General features: G+C 59.4%; 25 protein-coding genes. 8 read left to right on the top strand and 17 right to left on the bottom strand.

Features of this window, described 5'->3' with window-relative positions; translation table 11 throughout:
• The first annotated feature begins 14 nt into the window (after window positions 1–14).
• Entirely contained in the window at window positions 15–689 is a 675-nt protein-coding gene (rpiA, locus tag ACRRSD_RS13705; RefSeq protein WP_007913886.1) for a ribose-5-phosphate isomerase RpiA, read from the top strand.
• A gap of 145 nt (window positions 690–834) precedes the next feature.
• Here the strand turns inward: rpiA and ACRRSD_RS13710 are convergent, their stop codons facing one another.
• From ACRRSD_RS13710 to ACRRSD_RS13725, 4 genes are all read right to left on the bottom strand, one after another.
• A complete protein-coding gene (locus tag ACRRSD_RS13710; protein WP_150793182.1) occupies window positions 835–1,752 on the bottom strand; it encodes an SdiA-regulated domain-containing protein in 918 nt (305 codons plus the stop codon).
• 242 nt (window positions 1,753–1,994) lie between these two features.
• On the bottom strand, window positions 1,995–2,918 hold the full coding sequence (locus ACRRSD_RS13715; protein ID WP_435038374.1) for an SdiA-regulated domain-containing protein: 924 nt from the start codon (window positions 2,916–2,918) through the stop codon (window positions 1,995–1,997).
• A gap of 267 nt (window positions 2,919–3,185) precedes the next feature.
• The gene (locus ACRRSD_RS13720) at window positions 3,186–3,851 is read right to left on the bottom strand and encodes a fumarylacetoacetate hydrolase family protein (RefSeq protein ID WP_007913879.1); all 666 of its coding nucleotides are present in this window, start codon (window positions 3,849–3,851) and stop codon (window positions 3,186–3,188) included.
• 41 nt (window positions 3,852–3,892) lie between these two features.
• Window positions 3,893–5,287, bottom strand: a complete 1,395-nt coding sequence (locus tag ACRRSD_RS13725) for an FAD-binding oxidoreductase (RefSeq protein WP_064116316.1) — start codon at window positions 5,285–5,287, stop codon at window positions 3,893–3,895.
• A gap of 204 nt (window positions 5,288–5,491) precedes the next feature.
• On the opposite strand from ACRRSD_RS13725, the gene serA reads away from it, so the two are divergent.
• Complete coding sequence (gene serA / locus ACRRSD_RS13730) at window positions 5,492–6,721, top strand: phosphoglycerate dehydrogenase (RefSeq protein ID WP_095121592.1); 1,230 nt, start codon at window positions 5,492–5,494, stop codon at window positions 6,719–6,721.
• 62 nt (window positions 6,722–6,783) lie between these two features.
• Here the strand turns inward: serA and ACRRSD_RS13735 are convergent, their stop codons facing one another.
• The gene (locus ACRRSD_RS13735; protein ID WP_160059803.1) at window positions 6,784–7,209 is read right to left on the bottom strand and encodes a DUF4399 domain-containing protein; all 426 of its coding nucleotides are present in this window, start codon (window positions 7,207–7,209) and stop codon (window positions 6,784–6,786) included.
• Between the two features lie 135 nt (window positions 7,210–7,344).
• Here ACRRSD_RS13735 and ACRRSD_RS13740 point away from each other — a divergent pair, with 135 nt between their 5' ends.
• Window positions 7,345–7,908, top strand: coding sequence for a transporter substrate-binding domain-containing protein (locus ACRRSD_RS13740; RefSeq protein ID WP_435038375.1), 564 nt, complete (start codon window positions 7,345–7,347; stop codon window positions 7,906–7,908).
• Between the two features lie 193 nt (window positions 7,909–8,101).
• On the opposite strand, the gene ACRRSD_RS13745 is transcribed toward ACRRSD_RS13740, so the two are convergent.
• Both ACRRSD_RS13745 and ACRRSD_RS13750 read right to left on the bottom strand, forming a co-directional pair.
• Window positions 8,102–8,587, bottom strand: coding sequence for a DUF523 domain-containing protein (locus tag ACRRSD_RS13745; RefSeq protein ID WP_435038376.1), 486 nt, complete (start codon window positions 8,585–8,587; stop codon window positions 8,102–8,104).
• 1 nt (window position 8,588) lies between these two features.
• Window positions 8,589–9,221 (bottom strand): 2OG-Fe(II) oxygenase, encoded by a 633-nt coding sequence (locus ACRRSD_RS13750; RefSeq protein WP_007913869.1) that lies wholly within the window; start codon window positions 9,219–9,221, stop codon window positions 8,589–8,591.
• Between the two features lie 108 nt (window positions 9,222–9,329).
• Here ACRRSD_RS13750 and ACRRSD_RS13755 point away from each other — a divergent pair, with 108 nt between their 5' ends.
• Window positions 9,330–10,061 (top strand): DUF2059 domain-containing protein, encoded by a 732-nt coding sequence (locus tag ACRRSD_RS13755; RefSeq protein ID WP_435038377.1) that lies wholly within the window; start codon window positions 9,330–9,332, stop codon window positions 10,059–10,061.
• A gap of 132 nt (window positions 10,062–10,193) precedes the next feature.
• Here the strand turns inward: ACRRSD_RS13755 and ACRRSD_RS13760 are convergent, their stop codons facing one another.
• Window positions 10,194–11,141, bottom strand: a complete 948-nt coding sequence (locus ACRRSD_RS13760) for an alpha/beta hydrolase (protein WP_435038378.1) — start codon at window positions 11,139–11,141, stop codon at window positions 10,194–10,196.
• 98 nt (window positions 11,142–11,239) lie between these two features.
• Between ACRRSD_RS13760 and ACRRSD_RS13765 the strand changes: the two genes are divergently transcribed.
• Window positions 11,240–11,818, top strand: a complete 579-nt coding sequence (locus ACRRSD_RS13765) for a DUF6436 domain-containing protein (RefSeq protein WP_435038379.1) — start codon at window positions 11,240–11,242, stop codon at window positions 11,816–11,818.
• 102 nt (window positions 11,819–11,920) lie between these two features.
• Window positions 11,921–14,329, top strand: a complete 2,409-nt coding sequence (locus ACRRSD_RS13770) for a penicillin acylase family protein (protein ID WP_435038380.1) — start codon at window positions 11,921–11,923, stop codon at window positions 14,327–14,329.
• Window positions 14,330–14,515: 186 nt separating this feature from the next.
• On the opposite strand, the gene ACRRSD_RS13775 is transcribed toward ACRRSD_RS13770, so the two are convergent.
• Entirely contained in the window at window positions 14,516–15,481 is a 966-nt protein-coding gene (locus ACRRSD_RS13775) for a GlxA family transcriptional regulator (RefSeq protein ID WP_435038381.1), read from the bottom strand.
• Between the two features lie 253 nt (window positions 15,482–15,734).
• Here ACRRSD_RS13775 and ACRRSD_RS13780 point away from each other — a divergent pair, with 253 nt between their 5' ends.
• Window positions 15,735–16,376 carry an HD domain-containing protein gene (locus ACRRSD_RS13780; protein ID WP_435038382.1) on the top strand — a complete coding sequence of 214 codons (642 nt, stop codon included), beginning with the start codon at window positions 15,735–15,737 and terminating at the stop codon, window positions 16,374–16,376.
• Window positions 16,377–16,517: 141 nt separating this feature from the next.
• On the opposite strand, the gene ACRRSD_RS13785 is transcribed toward ACRRSD_RS13780, so the two are convergent.
• The 8 genes from ACRRSD_RS13785 to ACRRSD_RS13820 form a co-directional block, all read right to left on the bottom strand.
• Window positions 16,518–17,408 (bottom strand): ABC transporter permease subunit, encoded by an 891-nt coding sequence (locus ACRRSD_RS13785; protein ID WP_034151963.1) that lies wholly within the window; start codon window positions 17,406–17,408, stop codon window positions 16,518–16,520.
• Window positions 17,405–18,286 (bottom strand): ABC transporter permease subunit, encoded by an 882-nt coding sequence (locus ACRRSD_RS13790; RefSeq protein ID WP_176091783.1) that lies wholly within the window; start codon window positions 18,284–18,286, stop codon window positions 17,405–17,407. The genes ACRRSD_RS13785 and ACRRSD_RS13790 overlap by 4 nt, the downstream gene beginning before the upstream one ends.
• Before the next feature lie 35 nt (window positions 18,287–18,321).
• Complete coding sequence (locus ACRRSD_RS13795) at window positions 18,322–19,464, bottom strand: ABC transporter ATP-binding protein (RefSeq protein WP_007913856.1); 1,143 nt, start codon at window positions 19,462–19,464, stop codon at window positions 18,322–18,324.
• A gap of 66 nt (window positions 19,465–19,530) precedes the next feature.
• The gene (locus ACRRSD_RS13800) at window positions 19,531–20,628 is read right to left on the bottom strand and encodes a polyamine ABC transporter substrate-binding protein (protein WP_435038383.1); all 1,098 of its coding nucleotides are present in this window, start codon (window positions 20,626–20,628) and stop codon (window positions 19,531–19,533) included.
• Window positions 20,629–20,816: 188 nt separating this feature from the next.
• Window positions 20,817–21,929, bottom strand: coding sequence for a polyamine ABC transporter substrate-binding protein (locus ACRRSD_RS13805; protein ID WP_435038384.1), 1,113 nt, complete (start codon window positions 21,927–21,929; stop codon window positions 20,817–20,819).
• A 172-nt stretch (window positions 21,930–22,101) separates the two neighbouring features.
• Window positions 22,102–23,466, bottom strand: a complete 1,365-nt coding sequence (locus ACRRSD_RS13810; RefSeq protein ID WP_435038385.1) for an aspartate aminotransferase family protein — start codon at window positions 23,464–23,466, stop codon at window positions 22,102–22,104.
• Window positions 23,467–23,522: 56 nt separating this feature from the next.
• Window positions 23,523–24,881, bottom strand: coding sequence for a glutamine synthetase family protein (locus ACRRSD_RS13815; RefSeq protein ID WP_122596641.1), 1,359 nt, complete (start codon window positions 24,879–24,881; stop codon window positions 23,523–23,525).
• 94 nt (window positions 24,882–24,975) lie between these two features.
• On the bottom strand, window positions 24,976–25,332 hold the full coding sequence (locus ACRRSD_RS13820) for a gamma-glutamyl-gamma-aminobutyrate hydrolase family protein (protein ID WP_435038386.1): 357 nt from the start codon (window positions 25,330–25,332) through the stop codon (window positions 24,976–24,978).
• A gap of 278 nt (window positions 25,333–25,610) precedes the next feature.
• Between ACRRSD_RS13820 and ACRRSD_RS13825 the strand changes: the two genes are divergently transcribed.
• Window positions 25,611–26,987, top strand: a complete 1,377-nt coding sequence (locus tag ACRRSD_RS13825) for a glutamine synthetase family protein (protein ID WP_007913842.1) — start codon at window positions 25,611–25,613, stop codon at window positions 26,985–26,987.
• Window positions 26,988–26,992 lie beyond the last annotated feature (5 nt).

The following is a 26,992-nucleotide window of genomic DNA, read 5'->3' on the forward strand; positions in this document are numbered from 1 at the left end:
CTTCCGGAGCCCGCATGACCCAGGATCAACTCAAACAGGCAGTGGCTCAGGCCGCCGTCGACTTCATCCTTCCGAAACTCGACGACAAGAGCATCGTCGGGGTCGGCACCGGCTCCACCGCCAACTGCTTCATCGACGCCCTGGCCCAGCACAAGGGCGCGTTCGATGGCGCGGTTGCCAGTTCCGAAGCCACTGCCGCGCGCCTCAAGGGCCACGGAATTCCGGTGTATGAGCTGAACACCGTCAGCGACCTGGAGTTCTACGTCGACGGCGCCGATGAAAGCGACGCGCACCTGAACCTCATCAAGGGCGGCGGCGCCGCCCTGACCCGCGAGAAGATCGTTGCCGCCGTGGCCAAGACCTTCATCTGCATCGCCGACGCCAGCAAACTGGTGCCAGTGCTGGGTGAGTTCCCGCTGCCAGTCGAAGTGATCCCGATGGCGCGCAGCCACGTCGCCCGGCAGCTGGTGAAACTGGGCGGCGACCCGGTGTACCGCGAAGGCGTTTTGACCGACAACGGCAACATCATTCTGGATGTGTTCAACCTGCAGATCACCAACCCGGTGGAGCTGGAAGCGCAGATCAATGCGATTGTCGGCGTGGTCACCAACGGTTTGTTCGCGGCACGGCCGGCGGATCTGTTGCTGCTGGGCACCAGCGAAGGCGTGAAAACCCTCAAGGCTGAGTAAACCCAGACTGCCCACCCTTTATTGGCAGACGAATAAACCTGTGGGAGCGAGCCTGCTCGCGAAAGCGCCAGTTCAGCCAACATCTTCATTGGCTGACACGATGCTTTCGCGAGCAGGCCGCTCCCACAGTGTTTTGTGGTGTTGGTTAGTTCGGCGTTGGCTTTTTGAAGACGTAAAACAGATTCGGCTCACTCACCAGATACAACGTCCCGTCATCATCCATGGCAATGCCTTCCGCTTGCGGCACGGTCTTCTTCAAACCCTGCCGGCCGCCACTAATGGACATCGTGCTCAACGGTCGTCCACCGACATCCAGTTCCAGAATCAGCCGCGACTCATCCGACAGCGCCAGTAAATGGCCGCTGCGCTCGTCGTACTGCAAACTCGACAGATCGCGCACAAACATCCCGGCATCGCGCTTGGGGTCGTTGATCACATGCACCGCGTAGGACTTCTCCGGATTGAAGTGCGGAAAGCCGTGCACTTCGTAGATCAGCATCGGATTGCGCTCTTTCGCGACGAACAGACGTTTGCCCACCGAATCGTAAGCCAGCCCTTCGAAACCCTTGTTACTGGCCATATGCACGCCAAGGGTCATCTGCTCGGCATCAGCAGCGTCGAGGAAGGTGGTGTCTGCCTCCAGGTGAATCTTGATCAACCGCTGTTGGCGCTCGTCGGTGATCACGTAGGTGTCGGCGCTGATGTACTCGACGGCTTCCGGATCGCCAAAACCAATCAGCGCGATGCGCCGCAGGATCTTGCCTTCGAGCGACAGCTCGACCAGTTCGGAATTCTTGTTGGTCACGGTGAACAGGCTTTTACGCACCGGATCGAAGGTCAGCGCCGAAACATCGTCGTCCAGCCCGTCAATCACCCGCGCTTCAATCTCGACGCGATACTGATCCAGCCCGATCGACTCGCTACTCTGCGGTTGCCACAGCGTGTGCAGATTGAACCAGGCACGCTCGAACAGGCGCATGTATTGGCCGATCGCAATCAACGCGATCAGGGCAATCACCGCCAGGATGATAATCAGAGGTTTTGGACGGGCAAGTCGACGCATTCGGGCAGGCTCGGGATCAAGACAGGCGGATGAAATATCACGCCTGTCTGAAATGAAGCTTAATGGCCACTTGCCTCAAACCACAAGCCAACCCGTGTAGGAGCTGCCGAAGGCTGCGATCTGATCGTTCCCACGCTCTGCGTGGGAATGCAGCCGGGGACGCTCTGCGTCCCACAGTCAAAAGATCGTCCGAACGCGGCCCGAACCTTCGGCAGCTCCTACATTGGAATCGGTAAAGGCTGCTATTTCTGTTTTTCGAAGCGGTAGAACAGGTTCGGCTCGCTGACCATGTACAGCGTGCCCGCCTCGTCCATGGTCACGCCTTCGGCGCGGGGGATGGTGTTTTTCAGACCGTTGAAGCCACCAAGCAGGGTCATGAAGCTGACCTGCTCGCCCTTCTCGTCCAGCTCCAGCAACAGGTGCGAATCAGCAGACAGCACCAGCGTATGACCCGTGCGCGGATCGATTTCCAGTGCCGAGAGGTTGCGAATATCCAGTTCTTCACTGGCGAGTTTTTGCTTGTCGCCCTTGAGGGTCTGGCTGCCATCGCTTTTCCAGGTGAACAGCGCCGGTGGCCGCTCCTCGCCCAGCAGCAATTGCTGATTGTGCGCATCCCAGGTGATCGCCTCGAACGCCTTGTTCTGATCTTTGGATGGGCCGAGATCATATTTCGGAAAATCGGCGATGTTCAACTCGCGGGTGGTGGCATCGACTTTAACGATCGACAACGTGTGCTGGCGTTCATCGACAATGGCCAACAGGCCGTTTTCCATGACCGTCAGGCCTTCCGGATTGCTCCAGCCCACCAGCGGCATCTTGCGCAGCACCTCGCCCTGCAGGGTCAGCTCCACCAGAAACGGGTTTTTACCCATGACCGAAAACAGCGTTTTGGTCTGCGGGTTATACGACAGGTCTGAGGCCTCATCCTTCTCCATGCCCGGCAGCGGCTTGGCATCGATCACCACCCGATAGTCCGGCAGCCAGATACTTTCCTTCTGCTCGGCCTGGCTTTCGAAGCGTTCCTGCAGCCAAAGCACACCGCGATCATCCCAGTGCATGGCAAACGCCAAGGCATAGGCGGCGGCAATTACCAGCAACAGCCAGACATACCAACGCAGGGCGAAACGTGAACGGCGGGTGGGCTTGAGCTGAGTTTGAGATGACATCGAGGGACGCGTTCCGAAAATTCAGGCTATGGGTAATAGCACAAAGAGGCCGGCTCAGACGCCAGAATGAGAGGAATTATCCGTACAGGATGTGAAAAAAACGGCAAATGGCGGGATTGTCGTGTGTTGTCAGCGATCTCCGGGCACCACAAAACAATGTGGGAGCGAGCTTGCTCGCGAAGGCGCAGTGTCAGTCGACATCTTTGTTGACTGACAAAATGCTTTCGCGAGCAAGCTCGCTCCCACAGGGGATTTGCAGTGTGGCGGTTAGCGCACGCTGCTGGTGAAGCTGCTGGCGCCGACCAGCTCGAGGACGATGTCGTCGCCCACGTTCAGCGGACCAACACCCACCGGTGTGCCGGTGAGGATCACATCACCGGCCTGCAGCGAGAAGCAGCCGGCCATGTGCTGGATCATCGGCACGATCGGGTTGAGCATCGCGCTGCTGTTGCCATCCTGGCGGACTTCGCCGTTGATGGTCAGGCGGATGCCGATGTCGGTCAGGTCAGCGAAGGTGCTGCCGACCACGAACGGTGCAAGCACCGCCGCGCCGTCGAACGACTTGGCGATTTCCCACGGCAGGCCCTTGGCTTTCAGCTCGGCCTGCTTGTCACGCAGGGTCAGATCCAGCGCCGGGGCGAAACCGGAAATGGCATCGAGCACTTCTTCACGGCTCGGCTTGGTCGACAGCGGCTTGCCGATCAACACGGCGATTTCCGCTTCGTAGTGCACCGAACCGCGCTCGGTCGGAATGGCGAAGCCGCCTTCCAGTTCAACCACGCAACTGCCCGGTTTGATGAACAGCAGCGGCTCGGTAGGGACCGGATTGTCCAGTTCCTTGGCGTGTTCGGCGTAATTACGGCCAATGCACACGACTTTCCCGATCGGGAAGTGGATGCGCGTGCCGTCGACGTACTGGTGCTGATAGCTCATTTACCGACTCCTGCCTTCATTGATTCATCAAAGATTGCCGATCAAACCGCGAAAATCTTGCCCGGGTTCATGATGCCGTTCGGGTCGAACACCGCTTTGACCGCTTTCATGTACTCGATCTCAACCGGCGAGCGGCTGTAGGTCAAGTAATCGCGTTTGGTCATGCCCACACCATGCTCGGCGGAAATCGAACCGTTGTACTTCTCGACGGTTTCAAACACCCACTTGTTGACCGTCGCGCACTTGGCGAAGAACTCGTCCTTGCTCAGGTTATCCGGCTTGAGAATGTTCAAGTGCAGGTTGCCGTCGCCGATGTGGCCGAACCAGACGATTTCGAAGTCCGGATAGTGTTCACCGACGATCGCATCGATTTCCTTCAAAAACGCCGGTACTTTCGAGACCGTGACCGAGATGTCGTTCTTGTACGGCGTCCAGTGCGAGATGGTTTCGGAGATGTATTCGCGCAGCTTCCACAGGTTCTGCAACTGGGTTTCGCTCTGGCTCATCACGCCGTCCAGCACCCAGCCCTGCTCGACGCAGTGTTCGAAAGTTTCCAGTGCGCTGTTGGCCACCTCTTCGGTGGTCGCTTCGAATTCCAGTAACGCATAGAACGGGCAATCGGTCTCGAACGGCGCCGGTACGTCGCCACGCCCCATGACTTTAGCCAAGGCTTTATCGGAGAAGAATTCGAACGCGGTCAGGTCGAGCTTGCCCTGGAAAGCGTGCAGCACCGGCATGATCGAGTCGAAATCAGCAGTGCCCAAGACCATCGCTGTGAGGTTTTTCGGCGCACGATCGAGGCGCATGGTTGCTTCAACGACGAAGCCAAGAGTGCCTTCAGCGCCGATGAATAGCTGACGCAAGTCGTAACCGGTGGCGTTCTTGATCAGGTCTTTGTTCAGCTCCAGCACATCGCCCTTGCCGGTGACGACTTTCATGCCGGCGACCCAGTTGCGGGTCATGCCGTAGCGAATCACCTTGATCCCGCCGGCATTGGTGCCGATATTGCCGCCAATCTGGCTGGAACCTGCCGAAGCGAAGTCAACCGGGTAGTACAGGCCCTTTTCTTCGGCAACGTTCTGCAAATGCTCGGTTACCACGCCCGGCTGACAAACAGCGGTGCGGTCGGTGAGGTTCACGTCGAGAATCTGATTCATGTAGTCGAACGACACGACCACTTCGCCGTTGGCCGCTACCGCAGCCGCAGAAAGCCCGGTGCGCCCGCCCGATGGCACCAGCGCGACCTTGTGCGTGTTGGCCCAGCGGACCACGGCCTGCACCTGCTCGATGGTCTTGGGAAACACAATGGCGCTTGGCGCCGGGGCGAAGTGCTTGGTCCAATCCTTGCCGTACGCATTCAGGGAGTCGGCGTCGGTCAGGACCTTGCCAGGCTCGACCAGGGTCTTCAGTTCATCAATCAGGGCAGGATTGGTCATCGACAGAACTCTCGAACAATTCATGGTCATCCTGAGAACGCTTCACGTCGCAGGAATGAGTGTTTAGCGGGGAGGCTATGCTAGCATATCGACCCCGCAGGACAGTGCCCAAGGCCAGATCCGCGGAGACGACTTTCTTGTCGTCCGGGTCAGCGTCTGTTGACCATTTCCTGCCATTTTTCTCCGGGATACAGGTTTACGCAGATGAGCAAGACTTCTCTCGATAAGAGCAAGATCAAGTTCCTTCTTCTCGAAGGCGTCCACCAATCGGCTGTCGACGTCCTCAAGGCGGCGGGCTACACCAGCATCGAATACCTGACAGGTTCCTTGCCGGAAGCCCAGCTCAAGGAAAAGATCGCTGACGCTCACTTCATCGGCATTCGTTCGCGCACCCAACTGACCGAAGAGATCTTCGATCACGCGAAGAAGCTGGTTGCGGTCGGCTGTTTCTGCATCGGCACCAACCAGGTTGACCTGAGTGCTGCCCGCGAGCGCGGTATTGCCGTGTTCAACGCGCCGTACTCCAACACCCGCTCCGTTGCCGAGCTGGTGCTGGCCGAAGCGATCCTGCTGCTGCGCGGCATCCCGGAGAAAAACGCTTCCTGCCACCGTGGCGGCTGGATCAAGTCCGCAGCCAACTCCTTCGAGATCCGTGGCAAGAAACTCGGCATCGTCGGCTACGGCTCGATCGGTACGCAGCTGTCGGTTCTGGCTGAGGGCTTGGGCATGCAGGTGTACTTCTACGACACCGTGACCAAGCTGCCACTGGGCAACGCTACGCAGATCGGCAGCCTGACCGAACTGCTGGGCATGTCCGACATCGTCACCCTGCACGTTCCGGAAACCGCTGCGACCCAGTGGATGATCGGCGAGAAGGAAATCCGCGCCATCAAGAAGGGCGGCATCCTGATCAACGCCGCGCGCGGCACCGTGGTTGAACTGGACGCCCTGGCGGACGCGATCAAGGACAAGCACCTGATCGGCGCGGCCATCGACGTATTCCCGGTGGAGCCACGCTCCAACGACGAAGAGTTCGAAAGCCCGCTGCGTGGCCTCGACAACGTGATCCTGACTCCGCACATCGGTGGTTCGACCGCCGAAGCGCAAGCCAACATCGGTCTGGAAGTGGCAGAGAAACTGGTCAAGTACAGCGACAACGGCACCTCCGTTTCGTCGGTGAACTTCCCGGAAGTGGCCCTGCCGGCTCACCCTGGCAAGCACCGCCTGCTGCACATTCACGAGAACATCCCGGGTGTGATGAGCGAGATCAACAAGGTCTTCGCCGAAAACGGCATCAACATCTCCGGTCAGTTCCTGCAGACCAACGAGAAGGTGGGCTACGTGGTGATCGACGTCGACGCCGAGTACTCGGAGCTGGCGCAAGAGAAGCTGCAACACGTCAACGGCACTATCCGTAGCCGCGTGTTGTTCTGATCAAACGCTGAGCGACAAAAAAGGGAGCCTTCGGGCTCCCTTTTTCATACACGGCGAAAAGGTTATTCGACGTTGACGGTGATTTTCTTCGAAACGATTGGCGGATCGAATGCCATGTGACCGCTGTCGCCAAGTTCCAGCTGCAAGGTGTGTTTGCCCGGGGCGAGCTTGATGTCAGCCTGGGTCTGCGCCTTGCCGAAGTGCATATGGTTGGCATCGGTAGGGACGACCGAACCGGCAGGAACAATTTCCTTGGCGTCGATCAGCAGGTGATGGTGACCGGTGTTCTTGGTGACGTCACCGGCCGGTGCCAGTGCGACGTTCTTGGTACCGAACTTGACGGTAAAGGTCTGCGAAACCGTGGCCCCGTCCTCGGGAGAAACGATGAACACTTCGGCGCCTTTGGGGGCCGGTGTGGCGGCACTGGCCAGCACCGAAACGCCCATCAGCACACCCGCGAACGCTGCACGTGACATAAAGCTTTTCATTTTCTTCTCCAGTTTTTCCGTAAAATCCGCACGGTCATGACAACTTCATGACCATTCGTTGTCGAAGGCACTCGACAACCATAGCAAAGCGAGCCTGAATCAGAGCGTCGCGTTAATGATTTCAAAGGAGTGACCATGCGTTTTCTGCCTGGCCTGATCTGCCTGCTACCCCTTTTGAGCCCTTTGGCTCACGCCGAACTGATTGATGACGTCAACGACCGTGGCGAGCTGCGCATAGCCCTTGAGGCTAATACACCGCCCTTCAATTTCAAGGAAGGCGACACACTCACGGGGTTCGAGGTCGAGCTTGGGCAACTGCTGGCCCGGGAGCTGGATGTACGCGCCGATTTCATCGTCACCGACGAGGCCGACCTGTTCCAGGGCGTTGAAAGCGGCAAGTACGACGTTGCGCTCAACCACATAGCACTGACACCCGAACTCAAGGATCGTTTCGACTTCAGCGAGTCTTACGGCAAGGTCGATTCGCAGTTGCTGGCGAAAAAAGACGAGCAGCCACGGCCGATGGTGCTGGTGCAGGCATTGACTGAAGAGAAGCCGAAAGCGGCGGAGCCAGTGGATTTGGCGATTCCGTTTCAGAAGGGTAATCCGGCGTTTCAGGCCAGCCTTGCGAGTGCGATGCAGCGGATCAAGGACGACGGACGCCTGGCGGCGCTGACCGAGAAGTGGTTGAAGCCTTAGAAGCCCCTCACCCTAGCCCTCTCCCGGAGGGAGAGGGGACTGATCTGGGGATGCTTTAGAGGTACGCCGACCTGAACCTACTTTGCCGAATCCATAATCGACAAGGTCTTTCAGGTCGATGAATAGCGCCAGACACTTCGGTCAGCCCCCTCTCCCTCCGGGAGAGGGCTGGGGTGAGGGCAACGATTCCGGATCAGTCCAAAGCAGCCAGTGCCAGCGCGGCCTGCGGCAATTCCAGTTCACTGAATACCTGCACACCATGGCGCTTGAGCAGCGCAGCCGTCACGCCCTCGCCACTGACTTTGACGCCACTAAACGTGCCGTCATAGGTCAGCAGGTTTCCACAGGAGGGACTGTTGGCTTTCAATACCGCCACGCGAATCCCGTGCTTCTGCACCAACTCCAGCGCCTGCCGCGCACCATCGAGAAACTGCGCACTGACATCTTCGCCCTCAGTGGTGATCACCGCCGCGACACCATCAAGCACTTCACCACCCTGCCCGCCCGGGATTTCCGCCGCCGCCCGTGGCGTCGGCAAGCCACCCGCGACCTCCGGACACAACGGCACCACCCGCCCCTCGACAATCCACTGTTCAAGCAGATCAAACGGCCCGCTCGCGCCACCGTCGTAACGCACGCGATGGCCCAACAGGCAGCGGCTGACCAGAATCTTTTCCATCTCAGAACGGCTCGTTGCCACGACGGCGGAACCAGCCGGTCAGCGACAGGCGCTCGCGGTTCGCCGGCAGCACTTCATGAGGCACTTCACCAGAGAGAAACACCACCAGACACCCGCCAGTAGGCTGCACGTCATGCACGCGCTCATCATTCAGGTACATGCGCAACTGACCACCGTCCTCCGGCAGCCACGCGTCATTGAGGTACACCACCACCGAGACCATGCGCTTGTCGTCGTCGCGAAAGCGGTCGACATGTCGGCGATAAAACGCGCCCGGCGGATACAGCGCGAAGTGACATTCGAAATCTTCAAGACCCAGAAACAAGCCACGGTTGAGCGCTTCGCGCAGGCTTTCCATCAAGTTCAGATAGCGGTCGCTGGCCTCGGCCTGACCGGGATCGATCCACTGAATGTGGTCGCCACGAATCCCCTCGCGGATCTCCGAAAACGGCCCACGCCCCACCGCCGCTGGCGCCAGCTCACCCTCAGCCTCACGTTTGCGGCACTCGGCCGCCAGCTCGCGGGTCAAACCGGCGGGCAGGAAAATGTTCTGCTGCGACCAGCCGTGTTCGGCCAGGTCATCGACAATGCGTAACAGCAGTGGGTGTTCAGAGGATATTTGCATGGCGCGCATAGTATGTCGGCGGCAAGAAATCCGACAGAGCCACGCGGCGGCTTGCTACGAATTCTCGACAAGTACCGGCACCGCACGGAGAATAGTCCGCTGCTGACAGGAGTCCCTATGCGCCGTTTGCTTTTTTCACTGTTGATGTTCTGCGTTTTGCCCGCTTGGGCGGACGGCCACGATCAGTTGTACAAGGTCGCCGGCTGGCCAGATCAACGTGCGCATTTCAACGATGCCCTGACGGCCGCACAGCAGCGCTATCAGAACAGCCTGCCGCCGGCGGTGTTTCAAGCATTGGTGAACAACAGCAATCAGCGCTTCGCCCCGCAGGCCGTGGATCAACGCGCCGAAGCGCAACTGCGGCAGAAGCTCGCCGATCCGAAACCGGCGCTGACTTTCTTTCAATCGCCACTGGGCAAGAAGATCGTCGCCGCTGAATTGCTCGCGACCCGCCGTGATCAACTGGCGAAAAACGCCAAGGGCCTGCCGAAGATGCAGGCCAGCGACAGCCGCCTGCTGATCATCGGTCACCTGGCTCAGGCACTGCCAGCGCGTGAAGCTGGCGCCGAAGTCAGCCTGGCGATTGCTGGTGTGGCGGCGGACAGCTTGAGTTCGATGATTCCGGGGCTGCTCGGTGGTGGCCAGGCGCAGGGCATGTTGAACGGTCAGCGCCAGCGCTTGATGGAACAGATTGGCGCAGACATGAACAACACGCTGCTCTATGTCTATCGCGATTTGTCGGATGAAGAGCTGGAAGAGTTTGCAATGTTTGCCGAGTCGGCTGAGGGCAAGGCCTACTATCAGGCGGCGTTGGCGGCGATTCGCGCAGGGTTGGCGGTCGGGCAGTGATCCTTGTTGCCTGGCAAACCGCCTTCGCGAGCAAGCTCGCTCCCACATTTGGATCTTCAGCGAACACAAAATTGTGAACATCCCCAAGCCCCTGTGGGAGCGAGCTTGCTCGCGAAAGGGCCCTCACAGGCGCTAAAGATTCCGGCCTCTGATCCGCTTGCTCAGAAACTCGAAATACTCCTCACGCATCTCCACCGTCTCATTCGCCAGATGATGCCGTGCCTCGGCCAGCAGCAGAATCTGCGGTCGATCAAACTTCCATTTCAATACCTGCAAATTGTGCTGCCAGTCCACCGTCATGTCCGCCTGCCCCTGAATGATCAGTGGCCGCCGCGGACTTTTTTTCGCGTGCTCGACGCGGATGATCCAGCGTGACAGCGCCCCGACCCATTTCGTCGGCAAGCGTCGCGGTTGCAACGGATCGGCCTGCAGAAACGGCAGAAAATCCGGATCGTTGGAGTTCTCGCTGAAGCGCCGCGTGACCCCTCTGACAAAAGGTCTGAGCAGGTAATAACTCAGCTGCGACCAGCCCCACGCCCGCGGACGCACCAGTGGCGCCATCAGAATTACCTGGCCTTGCGCCGGGCTGTTTTCGCCATGGTTGAGCAGGTGATCGACCACAATCGCCCCGCCGGTGCTCTGCCCGCACAAGTGCCACGGCTGCGGCAGCGCAATCGACTGCGCTTCGGCGAACAAGGCTTGCAGGACATCCTGATATTCAGAGAAATCGCGAATGCTCGCGCGCGGCCCGCTCGACAGACCATGCCCCGGCAAATCACAGGCGATCACCGCAAAATCCTGATCCAGCGCCCACTCGATCACATGCCGGTAGAGCCCGACGTGATCGTAGTAACCGTGCAGCAGAAACAACGTCGCCTTGACCTTCTCCGGCCACCAGCAATGGCTGACCACTTCATAGCCATCGACTTCGAAACGGCCCATGCCACGCCAGACATCTCGCTCGGGAAAGTCGGTTTGGTAGAAACGCTGATAGGCCTTCGCCTCGTCCGACAACGGCTGCCACTCGGCCAAAGGCTTGAGGCTGGCGCGGATTTGATCGGGCTCGAAAGTGGCAGGCATGCGGGAATTCCAAAACGGTGAACAGACTTTATCGGCCTGCGATATTCATCTGTAGTGACAGACATGGCAAGCTAGCCCGCCTCTGAGGAACCAAATCCATGCGTTCGCCCTGCCGCACCGCACTGTTTGCCAGCCTGCTCGCGCTGATTTGCGCCGGGGTATTGTGGGCGGCGTACGACTGGTTTCAGGGGCGTTATCTGCGCGCGTTCAGCGAGCACACGGCGGTGTTTTCCGGTGACCCGCTGCGCCTTCCCGACAATCTCGCCGGCCCGGGCAAGATTCGTCTGGTGCATTTTTGGGACCCGGCCTGCCCGTGCAACGTCGGCAATCAACAGCACCTGACCGAGATGGTCGAGCAGTTCAGCGCCAAGGGCGTGGAGTTCTTCGCCGTGCAAAAAATCGGCAGCCACGGCCAGTTACCCGCGACCCTCAGCAGCCTGAAAACCATCACGATTTTGCCTGGTTCCGAACAGGTGCCCGCCAGCCCGGCCGTGGCGATCTGGGACCGCAGCGGCAAACTGGCCTACTTCGGCCCCTACAGCGAAGGCCTGACCTGCAACTCCAGCAACAGCTTTATCGAACCGATTTTGAATGCCCTGACGGAAGATCGCCCGGTCAACGCCACGCACACCCTGGCGGTCGGTTGTTACTGCCCGTGGCCGGTGGAAACACCGTAAGGCATTCCGGACTTTTCAAGGACAGCGCTGCACGGCACAGAAGGTCTGTGCTAATTGTTTGCAGCCCGACGGGTGGCAATCCCGCCTGCACAAGGAGTCACCATGAAGCGCGTGTTCACCGTTCTTGCCTTGCTCATTGTTGTTCTGCTCTGCGCCGGGGGATGGTATGTCTACAGCAAACAACCGACGCGCCAAGGCCAGGTTGAACTGCGTAACCTGCAGGGTTCGGTGATCGTGCGTTATGACGAACGCGGTGTGCCGCACATCCGTGCCGAGAACGAAACCGACCTCTACCGCGCCCTCGGCTATGTGCATGCCCAGGATCGCCTGTTCCAGATGGAAGCCATGCGCCGTCTAGCCCGGGGCGAACTGGCGGAAGTGCTAGGGCCGAAACTGCTCGACACCGACAAACTGTTTCGCAGCCTGCGCATCCGTGAGCGAGCCGCCAGTTACGTCGCCAGTCTCGATAAGCAGTCGCCGGCGTGGAAGGGCCTGCAAGCCTATCTGGATGGCATCAACCAGTATCAGGACAGCCACACCGCGCCGATCGAGTTTGACGTGCTGGGCATCCCCAAACGGCCGTTCACGGCAGAAGACAGTATCAGCGTCGCGGGTTACATGGCCTATAGCTTTGCCGCGGCGTTTCGCACCGAGCCGTTGCTGACCTATGTGCGCGATCAGCTCGGCGCTGATTACCTCAACGTTTTCGACCTCGACTGGCAGCCCAAAGGCGTGCTGGTCAACGGTCACGCCAAGCCTGCGCCGGCCCTCGCCGCCGGCGACTGGCAAGACCTCAACGCTCTCGCCCGCCTCAGCGAACAAGCGTTGATCGACAATAGCCTGCCGCAGTTCGAAGGCAGCAACGCCTGGGTCATCGCAGGTAGCCGCAGCCAGAGCGGTAAGCCGCTGCTGGCTGGTGACCCGCATATTCGCTTCTCGGTGCCGTCGGTGTGGTACGAAGCGCAATTGTCGGCGCCGGGCTTCGAGTTGTACGGCCATCATCAGGCGCTGGTGCCTTTCGCCTTCCTCGGCCACAACCTCGATTTCGGCTGGAGCCTGACCATGTTCCAGAACGACGATCTGGACCTGATCGCCGAGAAGGTCAATCCGGATAACCCGAATCAGGTCTGGTATCGCGGCCAGTGGACCGACATGGTCGTCACGCAGCAGCAGATCAACGTGAAGGGGCAGTCGCCAGTGACTCTCACCCTGCGCCAATCCCCTCATGGCCCCATCGTCAACGATGCGCTCGGCACCGCTGCCGGCAAGACACCGATCGCCATGTGGTGGGCTTTCCTCGAAACGCCGAACCCGATCCTTGAAGGCTTCTATCAACTCAACCGCGCCGACACGCTGGCCAAGGCCCGCACCGCAGCGGCGAAAGTGCAGGCGCCGGGGCTGAATCTGGTTTATGCCAACGCCAGGGGTGACATCGCCTGGTGGGCCTCGGCATTGCTGCCCAAGCGCCCGGCCGGGGTGCGGCCGGAGTTCATCCTCGACGGCAGCAGCAATCAGGCCGACAAGGACGGTTTCTACCCGTTCAGCGCCAACCCGCAGGAAGAAAACCCGGCGCGCGGCTACATCGTCTCGGCCAACTTCCAACCCGTCTCGTCGACGGGCATGGAGATTCCCGGTTACTACAACCTCGCCGATCGCGGCCAGCAACTGAATCGTCAGCTCAGCGACAAAAGCGTGAAATGGACCAACGAGGCTAATCAGAAGCTGCAACTGGGCACCACCACCGGTTACGGCCCGCGCTTGCTCGCGCCGTTGCTGCCGGTATTGCGTGAAGTCGTCAGCGATCCGGCGCAACTGAAACTGGTCGAGCAACTGGCGCAGTGGCCAGGCGACTATCCACTGGATTCAGTCAGCGCGACGGTGTTCAACCAGTTCCTCTACGACCTGGCCGATGCGGCGATGCGTGATGAGTTGGGCAGTGACTTCTTCGAGACTTTACTGTCGACACGGGTGATCGATGCAGCGCTGCCAAAGCTGGCGGCGAATGCCGACTCACCGTGGTGGGACAACCGCAGCACACCGAACAAGGAGACCCGCGCCGAAGTCGTCCGCGCGGCGTGGCAGGCGAGCATGCAGCACTTGAAGCTGACCTTGGGCGATAACTCCGCCGAGTGGAAATGGGGCGCGGCGCACACGCTGACTCACGGCCATCCGTTGGGGCAGCAGAAGCCGCTGGATCGGATTTTCAATGTCGGGCCGTTTGCGGCGCCGGGCAGTCATGAAGTGCCGAACAACCTTTCAGCGAAGATCGGCCCGGCGCCATGGCCGGTGACTTACGGGCCGTCGGCGCGGCGCCTGGTGGATTTTGCTGATCCGGCACACGGGTTGACCATTAACCCGGTTGGGCAGAGCGGTGTGCCGTTCGACAGTCACTATGACGATCAGGCTGAAGCGTATGTCGACGGGATTTATGTGCAGGCGCATTTCAATGCCGAAGAGGTGACGGCGAATACGCGCAGTACGTTGAAGTTGTTGCCGGCGCGGGCACCTTAAAAGCCCCTCACCCTAACCCTCTCCCTGGGGGAGAGGGGACTGATTGGGGGATGCTCATGGCTTACACCGACCTGATCCTGCTTTACCGAATCCATAATCGATAAGGTCTTTCAGGTCGATGTAAAACACCAGACACTGCGGTCTGCCCCCTCTCCCTCCGGGAGAGGGCTGGGGTGAGGGTGAGGGTTAAAGCGCCACCGCAAAATTCAGCCGAAACTGCTGCGGTGTCACCCCCAACCGCCGGCTGAACACCCCGCGCATATGCTGCGCATCCCGAAACCCGCACTGATACGCCACCGTCTTCAACGGCGCCGTGGTGCTTTCCAGCATCACCCGCGCTGCATCCACCCGCGCCCGCTCGACGAACTCCGCCGGGGTGACTTTGGCTTCCCGGGCAAACACTCTGGAGAAATTGCGCGCACTCATGTTCGCCGCATTGGCCAGATCGGCAATCGTCAGATCACCCGTGAGATTGGCCAGCACATACAACTGCACCATCGCCACCGCCGAAGTAGGTTCCGCATGCGGCGTGAGAAACGGACTGAACTGTGACTGGCCACCAGAGCGCTGGGTGAACACCACCAGCCGCTTGGCCACGCTCAGCGCCACTTCAGCGCCATGATCCCGCGCCAGCAGGTACAGCGACAGATCGATCCCCGCCGTGACCCCGGCCGAGGTGTAGAGCGTGCCGTCCTCGACATACAAGCGGTCCGCTTCGACCTGCGTTGTCGGACACAACTGCGCCAACGCTTCGGCATCGTTCCAGTGCGTGGTCACGGTGCGCCCGTCAAGCAATCCGGCCCGCGCGAGCACGAACGCGCCATTGCAGATCGAACCGAAGCGCCGCGCACGTGAACACGCCTCGCGCAGCCAATCATCAAACGTCGCGCCAAAATCCATGAATGGCAGTTGCGGGCCGCCAGCGACCAGCAACAGGTCGTAGGCCTCGAGGGCTTCGCTGAAATGCCAATGGGCATTCAGGTTCAAACCGTTGGAGCAGGCCATCGGACCGCGTTCGACGCCGATCACTTCGAGCCGATAGTGATCCTCGGGCGCCAGGAAGCGATTGGCCTCGGCGAACACATCCATGGGGCCGCTGACATCCAGTGACTGCACGCCGGCGAACACCACGATGGCGACGGTTTTGTTCATGGCTGTGGATTCCCCCTTCAAGAGCAAAAGATCGTCCGATCGCGGCCCGAGCCTGCGGCAGCTCCTACAGGGGAATGCGGGCTTCTGCAGGAGCTGCCGCAGGCTCGGGCCGCGATCGGACGATCTTTTAGCTTGGCACGATTTGCAGGTCGATTGGCAAGGATCGCAGCCATGCATCGATTGTTCGCTTTCAGCCTCGGGCACAGACTTCCCCCATCAGCGCCACGACGGCGTTTTCGATGAGGAAACCGTTATGAGCACCACCATCGCCGGCATCAAAATCCCCGACAGCGCCCTCGCCCGGGCCACCACCGAATACATCCGCGACATCGAATCCGACCTGCTCTACCACCATTCGCGTCGGGTATTTCTGTTCGGCGCACTGAGCGGCGAGCGCCAGCAACTGGCCTACAATCCGGAGTTGCTCTACGTCGGCGCGATGTTCCACGACTTGGGTCTGGTCGAAGGTCATCGCAGTGATGACGAGCGTTTCGAAGTGGATGGCGCCAATGCGGCGGCAGCGTTCCTCAAACCCTACGGGTTGAGCGATGACGACATCGAACAGGTCTGGCTGTCGATTGCCTTGCACACCACGCCGGGCGTGCCCAAGCATTTGCGTCCGACCGTGGCGCTGGTGACCGCAGGCGTGGAGATGGACGTGCTGGGCATGGACTACGCAGCGTTCAGCACCGTGCAGCGTGAGGCGGTGGTGCATGCGCATCCACGCGGAGAAAGTTTCAAGGAGTGCATCATCTGCGCGTTTGCCGAGGGTTTGCGTCATCGTCCGCAGACCACGTTCGGCAATGTGAAGACCGATGTGCTGAAGGATCAGGAGCCGGGGTTCAAGCCGATGAACTTCGTTGAGATCATCCGCCATTCACCCTGGACTGCCTAAAACGAACTGTGGGAGCGAGCCTGCTCGCGAAAGCGGTGTATCAGCCAATATTGAGTCGACTGATACTCCGTCTTCGCGAGCAGGCTCGCTCCCACATTGGGATTTGGCTTGGCCTCAAGATTGAGGCCAACCCGATATTGCTTACGCCGCTTCCGGCGCCGGTGCGCGGCGCACGTCCGGTTGCTTCCAGGAATCGGCTGCGCTTTCTTCAATGGCTTGCTGGATGGCTTTCTTGCGCGCTTCTTCGGCACGGCGGCTGAAGAACCAGACCATGAAGGTCACGATCGACACGGCCAGCAGAATCAGACTCGCCACAGCGTTGATCTCAGGCTTCACGCCCAGACGTACCGCTGAGAACACTTCCATCGGCAGGGTGGTCGAACCCGGCCCGGAGACGAAGCTCGCCAACACCAGGTCGTCCAGTGACAGCGCGAACGACATCATGCCGCCCGCCGCCAGCGATGGCGCGATCATCGGGATGGTGATCAGGAAGAACACCTTCCACGGCCGCGCACCGAGGTCCATTGCCGCTTCTTCGATCGACAGGTCCAGCTCACGCAGACGCGCCGAGACCACTACCGCCACGTAAGCCGCACAGAACGTCGTGTGGGCGATCCAGATGGTGACGATGCCACGTTCCTGTGGCCAGCCGATCATCTGCGCCATGGCCACGAACAGCAGCAACAGCGACAGACCGGTGATCACTTCCGGCATCACCAACGGCGCTGTCACCAGACCACCGAACAGCGTGCGACCCTTGAAGCGGGTGATACGGGTCAGCACGAACGCCGCAAGGGTTCCCAGCGCCACCGCAGCGACGGCGGTGTAGCAGGCGATTTCCAGCGAGCGCAGCACCGAGCCCATCAGTTGCGTGTTGTCGAGCAGGCCGACGTACCACTTGATCGACCAGCCGCCCCACACCGTCACCAGTTTCGAGGCGTTGAACGAGTAGATCACCAGGATCAGCATCGGCAGGTAGATGAACAACAGACCGATGACCAGCATCAGGCTGGAGAAACGGATGCGCTTCATTCTTTGCCCTCCATTTCCTTGGCCTGACTGCGGTTGAACAGAATGATCGGCACAATCAGGATCGCCAGCATCACCACTGCCAGCGCGGATGCCACCGGCCAGTCACGGTTGTTGAAGAACTCTTGCCAGAGCACTTTACCGATCATCAGGGTTTCCGGACCGCCAAGCAGTTCCGGGATCACGAACTCACCCACCACCGGGATAAACACCAGCATGCAGCCGGCAATGATCCCATTCTTCGACAGCGGAATAGTGATTTTCCAGAAGCTGTTGAAGGTGCTCGAACCCAGGTCCGATGCGGCTTCCAGCAGACTGTTGTCGTGCTTCACCAGGTTGGCGTACAGCGGCAGGATCATGAACGGCAGGTACGAGTAAACGACACCGATGTACACCGCCAGGTTGGTGTTGAGGATCTGCAAAGGCTCGTCGATGAAGCCCATGCTCATCAGGAAACCGTTGAGCAGACCGTTGTTGCTGAGGATGCCCATCCACGCGTAAACGCGGATCAGGATCGCGGTCCAGGTCGGCATCATGATCAGCAGCACCAGCACCGTTTGCAGTTCTTTACGCGCTGTGGCGATGGCGTAGGCCATCGGGTAGCCGATCACCAGACAGAGGATGGTGCTGATCAGCGCCATCTTCAGCGAGCCGAGGTAAGCGGCGATATATAACTCGTCGCCCGCCAGCATCGCGTAGTTGCCCAGGTTCAGCAGCAGTTGCAGCTTCTGCTCGGCGTACGTGTAGATCTCGGTATACGGCGGAATCGCTACGTCGGCTTCGGCGAAGCTGATCTTCAGGACGATGAAGAACGGCAGCATGAAGAACAGGAACAGCCAGATGAACGGAACCCCGATGACCAACTGCCGGCCATTGGGGATTATTCGGTTGATGCGGCGTTTGAACTTGCGCATGTTCATGAGCGAAGTACCACGCCGCTGTCGTCTTCCCACCAAACATAAACCTGATCGCCCCAGGTCGGACGCGCGCCACGACGCTCGGCGTTGGCGACGAAGGACTGCACCAGTTTGCCGCTCGGCAACTCAACGTAGAACACCGAGTGCCCGCCGAGGTAGGCGATGTCGTGGACCTTGCCGCTCGACCAGTTGTATTCGCAGGTCGGTTGATCGGCGGTGACCAGCAGCTTCTCCGGACGGATCGCGTAAGTCACCGATTTGTCCTGCACCGAAGTACTAATGCCGTGGCCGACGTAGATCTGCCGATCGAGGTCTTTGCAGGTGATGGTCGCGTGGCCTTCGGCGTCGTCGATCACTTCGCCTTCGAAGATGTTGACGTTGCCGATGAATTCGCAGACCAGTCGGCTGGTCGGGGTTTCGTAGATGTCGATCGGGCTGCCGATCTGGGCGATCCAGCCCAGGTGCATGATCGCGATGCGCTCGGCCATGGTCATGGCCTCTTCCTGGTCGTGGGTCACCATTACGCAGGTCACGCCGACGCGCTCGATGATTTCCACCAGTTCCAGCTGCATCTGTGAACGCAGTTTCTTGTCCAGTGCTCCCATCGGTTCGTCGAGCAGCAGCAGTTTCGGCCGCTTGGCCAGCGAACGTGCCAGCGCCACGCGCTGACGCTGACCGCCGGACAGTTGATGCGGCTTGCGTTTGGCGTACTGGCTCATCTGCACCAGCTTGAGCATCTCGGCCACGCGGGCATCGACTTCAGCGGCCGGGATCTTGTCCTGCTTGAGGCCGAAGGCGATGTTCTGCGCCACGGTCATGTGCGGGAACAAGGCGTACGACTGGAACATCATGTTGATCGGACGTTCGTACGGCGGCATGTCGGTGATGTCGACGCCGTCGAGGAAAATGCGCCCCTCCGTGGGCCGTTCGAACCCTGCCAGCATCCGCAGCAGAGTGGATTTGCCCGATCCCGAACCGCCGAGCAGGGCGAAGATTTCGCCCTTTTTGATTTCCAGGGACACATCGTCCACGGCAATCGTCTCGTCGAACTTCTTCGTGACCCGGTCGATTTTGACCAACACCTGCTTCGGTGTCTGGTCGCCCTCGAGGGCTTTCTTATAGGCGCCGGAGGCAACTGCCATTTACGAAACTCCCAGAAAAAAACAGTGCAGTTCGCCCCGCAAGGCGAACCCAGGATAGTGTGTGCCTTACATCCCCGACTTGACCTTGGTCCAGCTGCGGGTCATCAGGCGCTGAATGTTCGGTGGCAACTCAGTCGATACGTAGGCCTTGTCGATAACGGCCTGCGGTGGATACACCGACGCATCGGTGCGGATGGATTGCTCCATCAACTTGTCCGACCCCGGATTGGGGTTGGCGTAACCGACGTAATCACTGACCTGAGCGATCACCTCAGGTTTCAGCAGATAGTTGATGAAGGCGTGGGCCTGCTTCACGTTCGACGAATCCTTGGGGATTGCCAGCATGTCGAACCACAACGCGCCACCCTCTTTCGGCACCGTGTAGGCGATGTTCACGCCCTTCTTGGCTTCGGCGGCGCGGTTCTTCGCCTGGAAGATATCGCCGGAGAAACCGATGGCCACACAGATGTCGCCGTTGGCCAGATCACCGATGTATTTCGAGGAGTGGAAGTAAGTCACGTAAGGACGCACCGCGAGCAATTTGTCGGTGGCTTTTTCGTAGTCCTTCGGATTGGTGCTGTTGGCATTCAGGCCCAGATAGTTGAGCACGGTCGGCATCATTTCATCCGCCGAATCGAGGAATGCCACGCCGCAGCTTTGCAGCTTCTTGATGTTCTCAGGCTCGAACAAAACGCCCCACGAATCGATCTTGTCGACACCCAGTACAGCCTTCACTTTATCGACGTTGTAACCGATGCCGTTGGTGCCCCACAGGTACGGCACGGCGTACAGGTTGCCCGGATCGTTCTGCTCCAGACGCTTGAGCAGCGCCGGGTCGAGATTGGAATAATTCGACAGCTGCGAGCGGTCGAGCTTCTGGAACGCGCCCGCCTTGATCTGCTTGCCGAGGAAGTGGTTCGACGGCACGACCACGTCGTAACCGGTACGCCCGGCCAGCAGTTTGCCTTCCAGGGTTTCGTTGGAGTCGAACACGTCGTAGACCGGTTTGATCCCGGTTGCCTTTTGGAAGTCGGCCAGCGTCGACTCACCGATGTAATCCGACCAGTTATAAATATGCACCGTACCGGCGGCCTGGGCTCCGACAGCAATCGTCAGGCCGGCAGTGGCCAGCAGGGCTTTGCGCAAAGAAGAAAAAATAGGCAAGTGGAGGTCCTCTAAATTAGTTGGGCCCAAGTTGCCCCGCGCTGCATGACAGCCGTGGCTGCCCGGCAACAAAACCGGCGCGCAACTTACCCTCGAAAAACCGTTCCTGCAAAACTTCCTGTCATTTAATTGATCCGCTGGCCGCCCGCGCGGGGCATGACGGCCAGCGGTTGCTGCTTCAAACCGGGTTATTTACCGGATTTGATCTTGGTCCAGCTGCGAGTGATCAGGCGCAGGGTCGCTGCGTCCAGGTCGCTGATCGCGTAGAGCTGTTTCTTCACTTCAGCCGACGGGTAGATGCTCGGATCGCTGGTGATGTCCTTGTCCACCAGTGGCGTGGCAGCTTTGTTGCCGTTCGGGAAACGCACGGCGTTGGTGATGCCGGCCATCACTTGCGGCTCAAGCAGGTAGTTCATGAACTTGTAGGCGGCTTCGACGTTTTCGGCATCCTTGGGAATGGCGACCATGTCGTAGAACGTGCCAGCACCTTCTTTTGGAATGGTGTAGGCCAGCTTGACCTTGTCACCGGCTTCCTGAGCGCGGGTCTTGGATTGTTCCAGGTCACCCGAGTAACCGACGGCGACGCAGATGTTGCCGTTGGCCAGGTCGGAGATGTACTTGGAGGAATGGAAGTAGGCAACCGACGGACGAATTTTCAGGAACAGGTCTTCGGCGGCTTTCAGGTCAGCCTTGTCCTTGCTGTTGGTCGGCTTGCCCAGATAGTGCAGCGCCGCCGGAATCATTTCAGTCGGTGCGTCGAGGAAACTTACGCCGCAGCTTTTGAGCTTCTCGATGTTTTCAGGCTTGAACACCACGTCCCAGGAATCGATCTTGTCGATGCCCAGCGCAGCCTTGACCTTGGCCGGGTTGTAGCCGATGCCGATCGAGCCCCACATGTACGGGAACGCGTGCTTGTTGCCTTGGTCGCTGGCATCGCCAACAGCCTTGAGCAGGTCTTCGTCGAGGTTCTTCCAGTTCGGCAGCTTGGACTTGTCCAGTTCCTGGTAAACACCGGCCTTGATCTGCTTGGCGAGGAAGTTATTGGAAGGCACCACGATGTCGTAACCGGACTTGCCGGCCAGCAGCTTGGCTTCCAGGGTTTCGTTGCTGTCGAAGACGTCGTAGACGACTTTGATCCCGGTGGCTTTTTCAAAGTTGGCCACGGTGTCCGGGGCGATGTAGTCGGACCAGTTGTAGACGTGCAACACCTTGTCGTCCGCCTGTGCCGCAGCCGCCATGACTCCCATCAGGGATATGGCGAGCAGAGTCTTGCCAGCGAGCTTTTTGCCTAATGCCTTCATGCGTTAATGCTCCAAATTTTTCTTTTTTGAACCACTTTGTTCAGCGGCCGAACCCGGACAACTGGAACCGCGGCTAGTCTGGCAAGATCCGAGGCGGTCTTTCAAGAAAAGACCAGCCTTTCTGACAGCTTTGAGCGCGAGCGCCACGGCTCCCCCGCTCAAAGCCTAGCACTTAGCCCTGCAACGCACTGAGGGTCAGGTCCAGACACTTGCGTGCCTTTGTCACCAGCTCATCGATCTCGGCTTTGCTGATCACCAGCGGCGGCGCGATGATCATGGTGTCGCCCACAGCGCGCATGATCAGGCCGTTGTCGAAGCAGAACTGGCGGCAGATCATGCCAACGCCCTTGCCTTCGTAACGCTTGCGCGTGGCCTTGTCTTGCACCAGCTCGATCGCGCCCAACAGACCGACTCCGCGAACTTCACCCACCAACGGGTGATCGTTCAGTTCCCGCAGACGTTTCTGCAAATACGGTGCCGTTTCGTTGTGCGCGTTCTCGATAATTTTTTCATCGCGCAGGATGCGGATGTTTTCCAAGCCCACTGCGGCTGCCACCGGGTGACCGGAGTAGGTGAAGCCGTGGTTGAAATCGCCACCTTCGTTGAGCACCGCCACCACGGTGTCGCGAACAATCAGGCCACCCATCGGGATGTAGCCGGAGGTCAGGCCTTTGGCGATGGTCATCATGTCCGGCTTGAGATCGTAGAAATCACTGCCGAACCACTCACCGGTGCGGCCGAAACCGCAGATCACTTCGTCCGCCACGAACAGGATGTCGTACTTGGCGAGGATTTCCTTGATGCGCGGCCAGTAGGTATCGGGCGGAATGATCACGCCGCCGGCACCCTGAATCGGCTCGGCAATAAAGGCACCGACGTTGTCGACGCCGACTTCGAGAATCTTCTCTTCCAACTGATTGGCCGCCCAGATGCCGAACTCTTCCGGGGACATCTCGCCACCCTCAGCGAACCAGTACGGCTGCGCAATGTGGACGATGCCCGGGATCGGCAAGTCGCCTTGTTCGTGCATATACGTCATGCCACCGAGGCTCGCGCCGGCGACGGTGGAACCGTGATAACCGTTCTTGCGGCTGATGATGACTTTTTTGTTTGGCTGGCCCTTGATCGCCCAGTAGTGGCGGACCATGCGCAGCATGGTGTCGTTGCCTTCGGAGCCGGAACCGGTGAAGAACACATGGTTCATGCCTTCCGGCGCCACGTCGGCGATGGCCTTGGCCAGCTCCAGTGCCGGCGGGTGCGCGGTCTGGAAGAACAGGTTGTAGTACGGCAGTTCGCGCATCTGTTTGGCGGCCGCATCGGCCAGCTCATCGCGACCGTAACCGATGGCCACGCACCACAGACCGGCCATGCCGTCGAGAATCTTGTTGCCTTCGCTGTCCCACAGGTAAACGCCCTTGGCGTTGGTGATGATCCGCGGGCCCTTCTCTTTCAATTGCTTGAAGTCGCTGAACGGGGCCAGGTGGTGATCATTGCTGAGTGCTTGCCACTCGCGGGTTTGCGGGTTGTTGCTGGTCATGCCAATTCTCCTTGTTATCGGTGAAGACGCGGCCGCTGAGGACCGCGCCCGGCGTATCAGACGGCGAAGAGCAGGTACTCACGCTCCCAGGAACTGATCACGCGCTTAAAGTTTTCATGCTCGGCCCGTTTTACCGCGACGTAGCCAGTGATGAAGGTTTTGCCCAGGTACTTCTCGATGGTGGCGCTGTTTTCCATACGCTCCAGCGCGTCCTCGATGGTCAGCGGCAGGCGCAGGTTGCGGCGCTCGTAACCACGGCCCACCACCGGCGCGCTCGGGTTGAGGCCTTCGACCATGCCGATGTAACCGCAGAGCAGGCTCGCGGCGATCGCCAGATACGGGTTGGCGTCGGCGCCCGGCAGGCGGTTCTCGACACGACGGTTCTGCGGGCCGGCATCCGGTACGCGCAGGCCGACGGTGCGGTTTTCTTCGCCCCACTCGACGTTCACCGGTGCGGAGGTGTCCGGCAGGAAGCGGCGGAACGAGTTGACGTTCGGCGCGAACAGCGGCAACAGCTCAGGAATCAGTTTCTGCAGGCCACCGATGTGGTGCAGGAACAACTGGCTCATGGTTCCATCATCATTGGAGAAAACGTTCTTGCCGGTCTCGATGTCGATGATGCTCTGGTGCAAGTGCATCGCACTACCCGGCTCGCCGGTCATCGGTTTGGCCATAAAGGTGGCGGCCACATCGTGCTTGAGCGCGGCTTCGCGCATGGTGCGTTTGAACACCAGAATCTGGTCGGCCAGCGACAGTGCGTCGCCGTGACGGAAGTTGATTTCCATCTGCGCCGTGCCGTCTTCGTGGATCAGCGTGTCGAGGTCCAGCTCCTGCAGTTCGCACCAGTCGTAGACGTCCTCGAACAGCGGGTCGAATTCGTTCGCCGCTTCGATCGAGAACGACTGACGACCGATTTCCGGACGGCCCGAGCGGCCAATCGGCGGCTGCAACGGATAGTCAGGGTCGTCGCTGCGCTTGGTCAGGTAGAACTCCATCTCCGGCGCCACGATCGGCTGCCAGCCTTTGTCGGCATAGAGTTTGAGGACTTTCTTGAGGACGTTGCGCGGCGACAGCTCGATAGGGTTGCCTTGCTTGTCGTAGGTGTCGTGGATTACCTGGGCAGTCGGCTCGATGGCCCACGGCACCATGTACACAGCGTTCTGGTCGGGGCGGCAGATCATGTCGATGTCGGCCGGGTCGAGCAGTTCGTAATAGATGTCGTCTTCGACGTAGTCGCCGGTCACGGTCTGCAACAGCACGCTTTCGGGCAGGCGCATGCCTTTTTCGGCGATGAACTTGTTGGTCGGCGAAATCTTGCCCCGGGTGATCCCGGTCAAGTCGGCGATCATGCATTCGACTTCTGTGATCTTGTGGTCTTTCAACCAATCGGTGAGCTGGTCGAGGTTGTTACTCATAAATGCCTCTGGGCTGAGTCTCCTGACATGATGTCAGGCAAAGTTTGACGCTTGGAGCGTCGCGTTAAAGGGGGCTTGCTCGCGCAGTGCCGGCTTACGCCCGGCACCGCGCATAGACAATGAAAGAGGAGCTTACCTGCCCTTTACGCTGGCGTTGCATTTCCTGTGCACACTCAAGGCGTGCAGAATCATGAGCACCGCTTGGGAAGCGGCACAGGCTTTGAGGTTGAAAGCGATCTATATTGGAAGGGGACGCCATAAACAGGATGCTTTCCCGTACGTCCAGAATATCGGACGCTGGCGCTTGAATGGCCATGGACGGGAACATCGTCGGCAACTGGCGAGCCATGTTGGCTGCGCTACGGACGGATTTGTCGCCACTGATGTGATGAGCATGCAGACCGGACTGTTGCGAGCAGTCGGTGATGCCGATTAACGGCAGGCGAGACATGAAGCACCCCGGTATTATTGCTGTTATGGGTTTGATCGGAGCTTAGCCTTGTTCATTTTTTTACACAACACCCCCGTAAAAAATACAACACGGCCTGCTCAAGCCTGCGGGTGCACAGTCTCCGAAGGACAAAAAAACGCTCGAAAGTGCCCCATAAATGCCCTCGCAGCGCTTTTTTAGGGCAAAAAAGGCCTCGCTTGACTTCGGCAGGCCGTTCGGGTTGACTGAAACCAGAAAAGATCAATGATTGATATTTTTAACAACAAAGGTGTTGCATCATGTCGGTACCCCCGCGTGCCGTTCAGCTTAACGAAGCGAACGCGTTCCTTAAGGAACATCCTGAGGTTCTGTACGTTGACCTTCTGATTGCGGATATGAATGGTGTGGTGCGCGGCAAGCGCATTGAACGCACCAGCCTCCACAAGGTTTACGAGAAAGGCATCAACCTGCCGGCCTCTCTATTTGCTCTGGATATCAACGGCTCTACGGTGGAAAGCACCGGCCTGGGCCTGGACATCGGCGACGCCGATCGTATCTGCTATCCGATCCCCGATACCCTGTGCAACGAGCCATGGCAGAAGCGCCCGACCGCGCAACTGTTGATGACCATGCACGAACTCGAAGGCGACCCATTCTTCGCCGATCCGCGCGAAGTGCTCCGTCAAGTTGTTGCAAAGTTTGACGAGCTGGGCCTGACCATCTGCGCCGCCTTCGAACTCGAGTTCTACCTGATCGACCAGGAAAACGTGAACGGCCGTCCACAGCCGCCACGCTCGCCGATCTCCGGCAAACGTCCGCACTCGACGCAGGTCTACCTGATCGACGACCTCGACGAATACGTCGACTGCCTCCAGGACATTCTGGAAGGTGCCAAAGAGCAAGGCATCCCGGCTGACGCCATCGTCAAGGAAAGTGCCCCGGCGCAGTTCGAAGTGAACCTGCACCACGTCGCCGACCCGATCAAGGCCTGCGACTACGCGGTACTGCTCAAGCGTCTGATCAAGAACATCGCCTACGACCATGAAATGGACACCACCTTCATGGCCAAGCCGTACCCGGGCCAGGCAGGTAATGGTCTGCACGTACACATTTCGATTCTGGATAAAGAAGGCAAAAACATTTTTGCCAGCGAGGATCCCGAGCAGAACGCCGCGCTGCGTCACGCGATCGGCGGTGTGCTCGAGACCCTGCCCGCGCAGATGGCTTTCCTCTGCCCGAACGTCAACTCCTACCGCCGTTTCGGCGCACAGTTCTACGTGCCGAACTCGCCGTGCTGGGGCCTGGACAACCGCACCGTGGCGATTCGCGTACCGACCGGCTCGTCCGATGCCGTGCGTATCGAACACCGCGTGGCCGGTGCCGATGCCAACCCGTACCTGCTGATGGCTTCGGTTCTGGCGGGCGTGCACCACGGTCTGACCAACAAGATCGAGCCGGGCGCGCCTGTTGAAGGCAACAGCTACGAGCAGAACGAACAAAGCCTGCCGAACAACCTGCGCGATGCCCTGCGCGAGCTGGACGACAGCGAGGTGATGGCCAAGTACATCGATCCGAAGTACATCGATATCTTCGTCGCCTGCAAGGAAAGCGAGCTGGAGGAGTTCGAACACTCCATCTCCGACCTTGAGTACAACTGGTATCTGCATACCGTTTAAGCGGG

This window comes from Pseudomonas neuropathica (assembly GCF_051174785.1).
In the GTDB taxonomy this organism is placed as follows: Bacteria; Pseudomonadota; Gammaproteobacteria; order Pseudomonadales; family Pseudomonadaceae; genus Aquipseudomonas; species Aquipseudomonas neuropathica_A.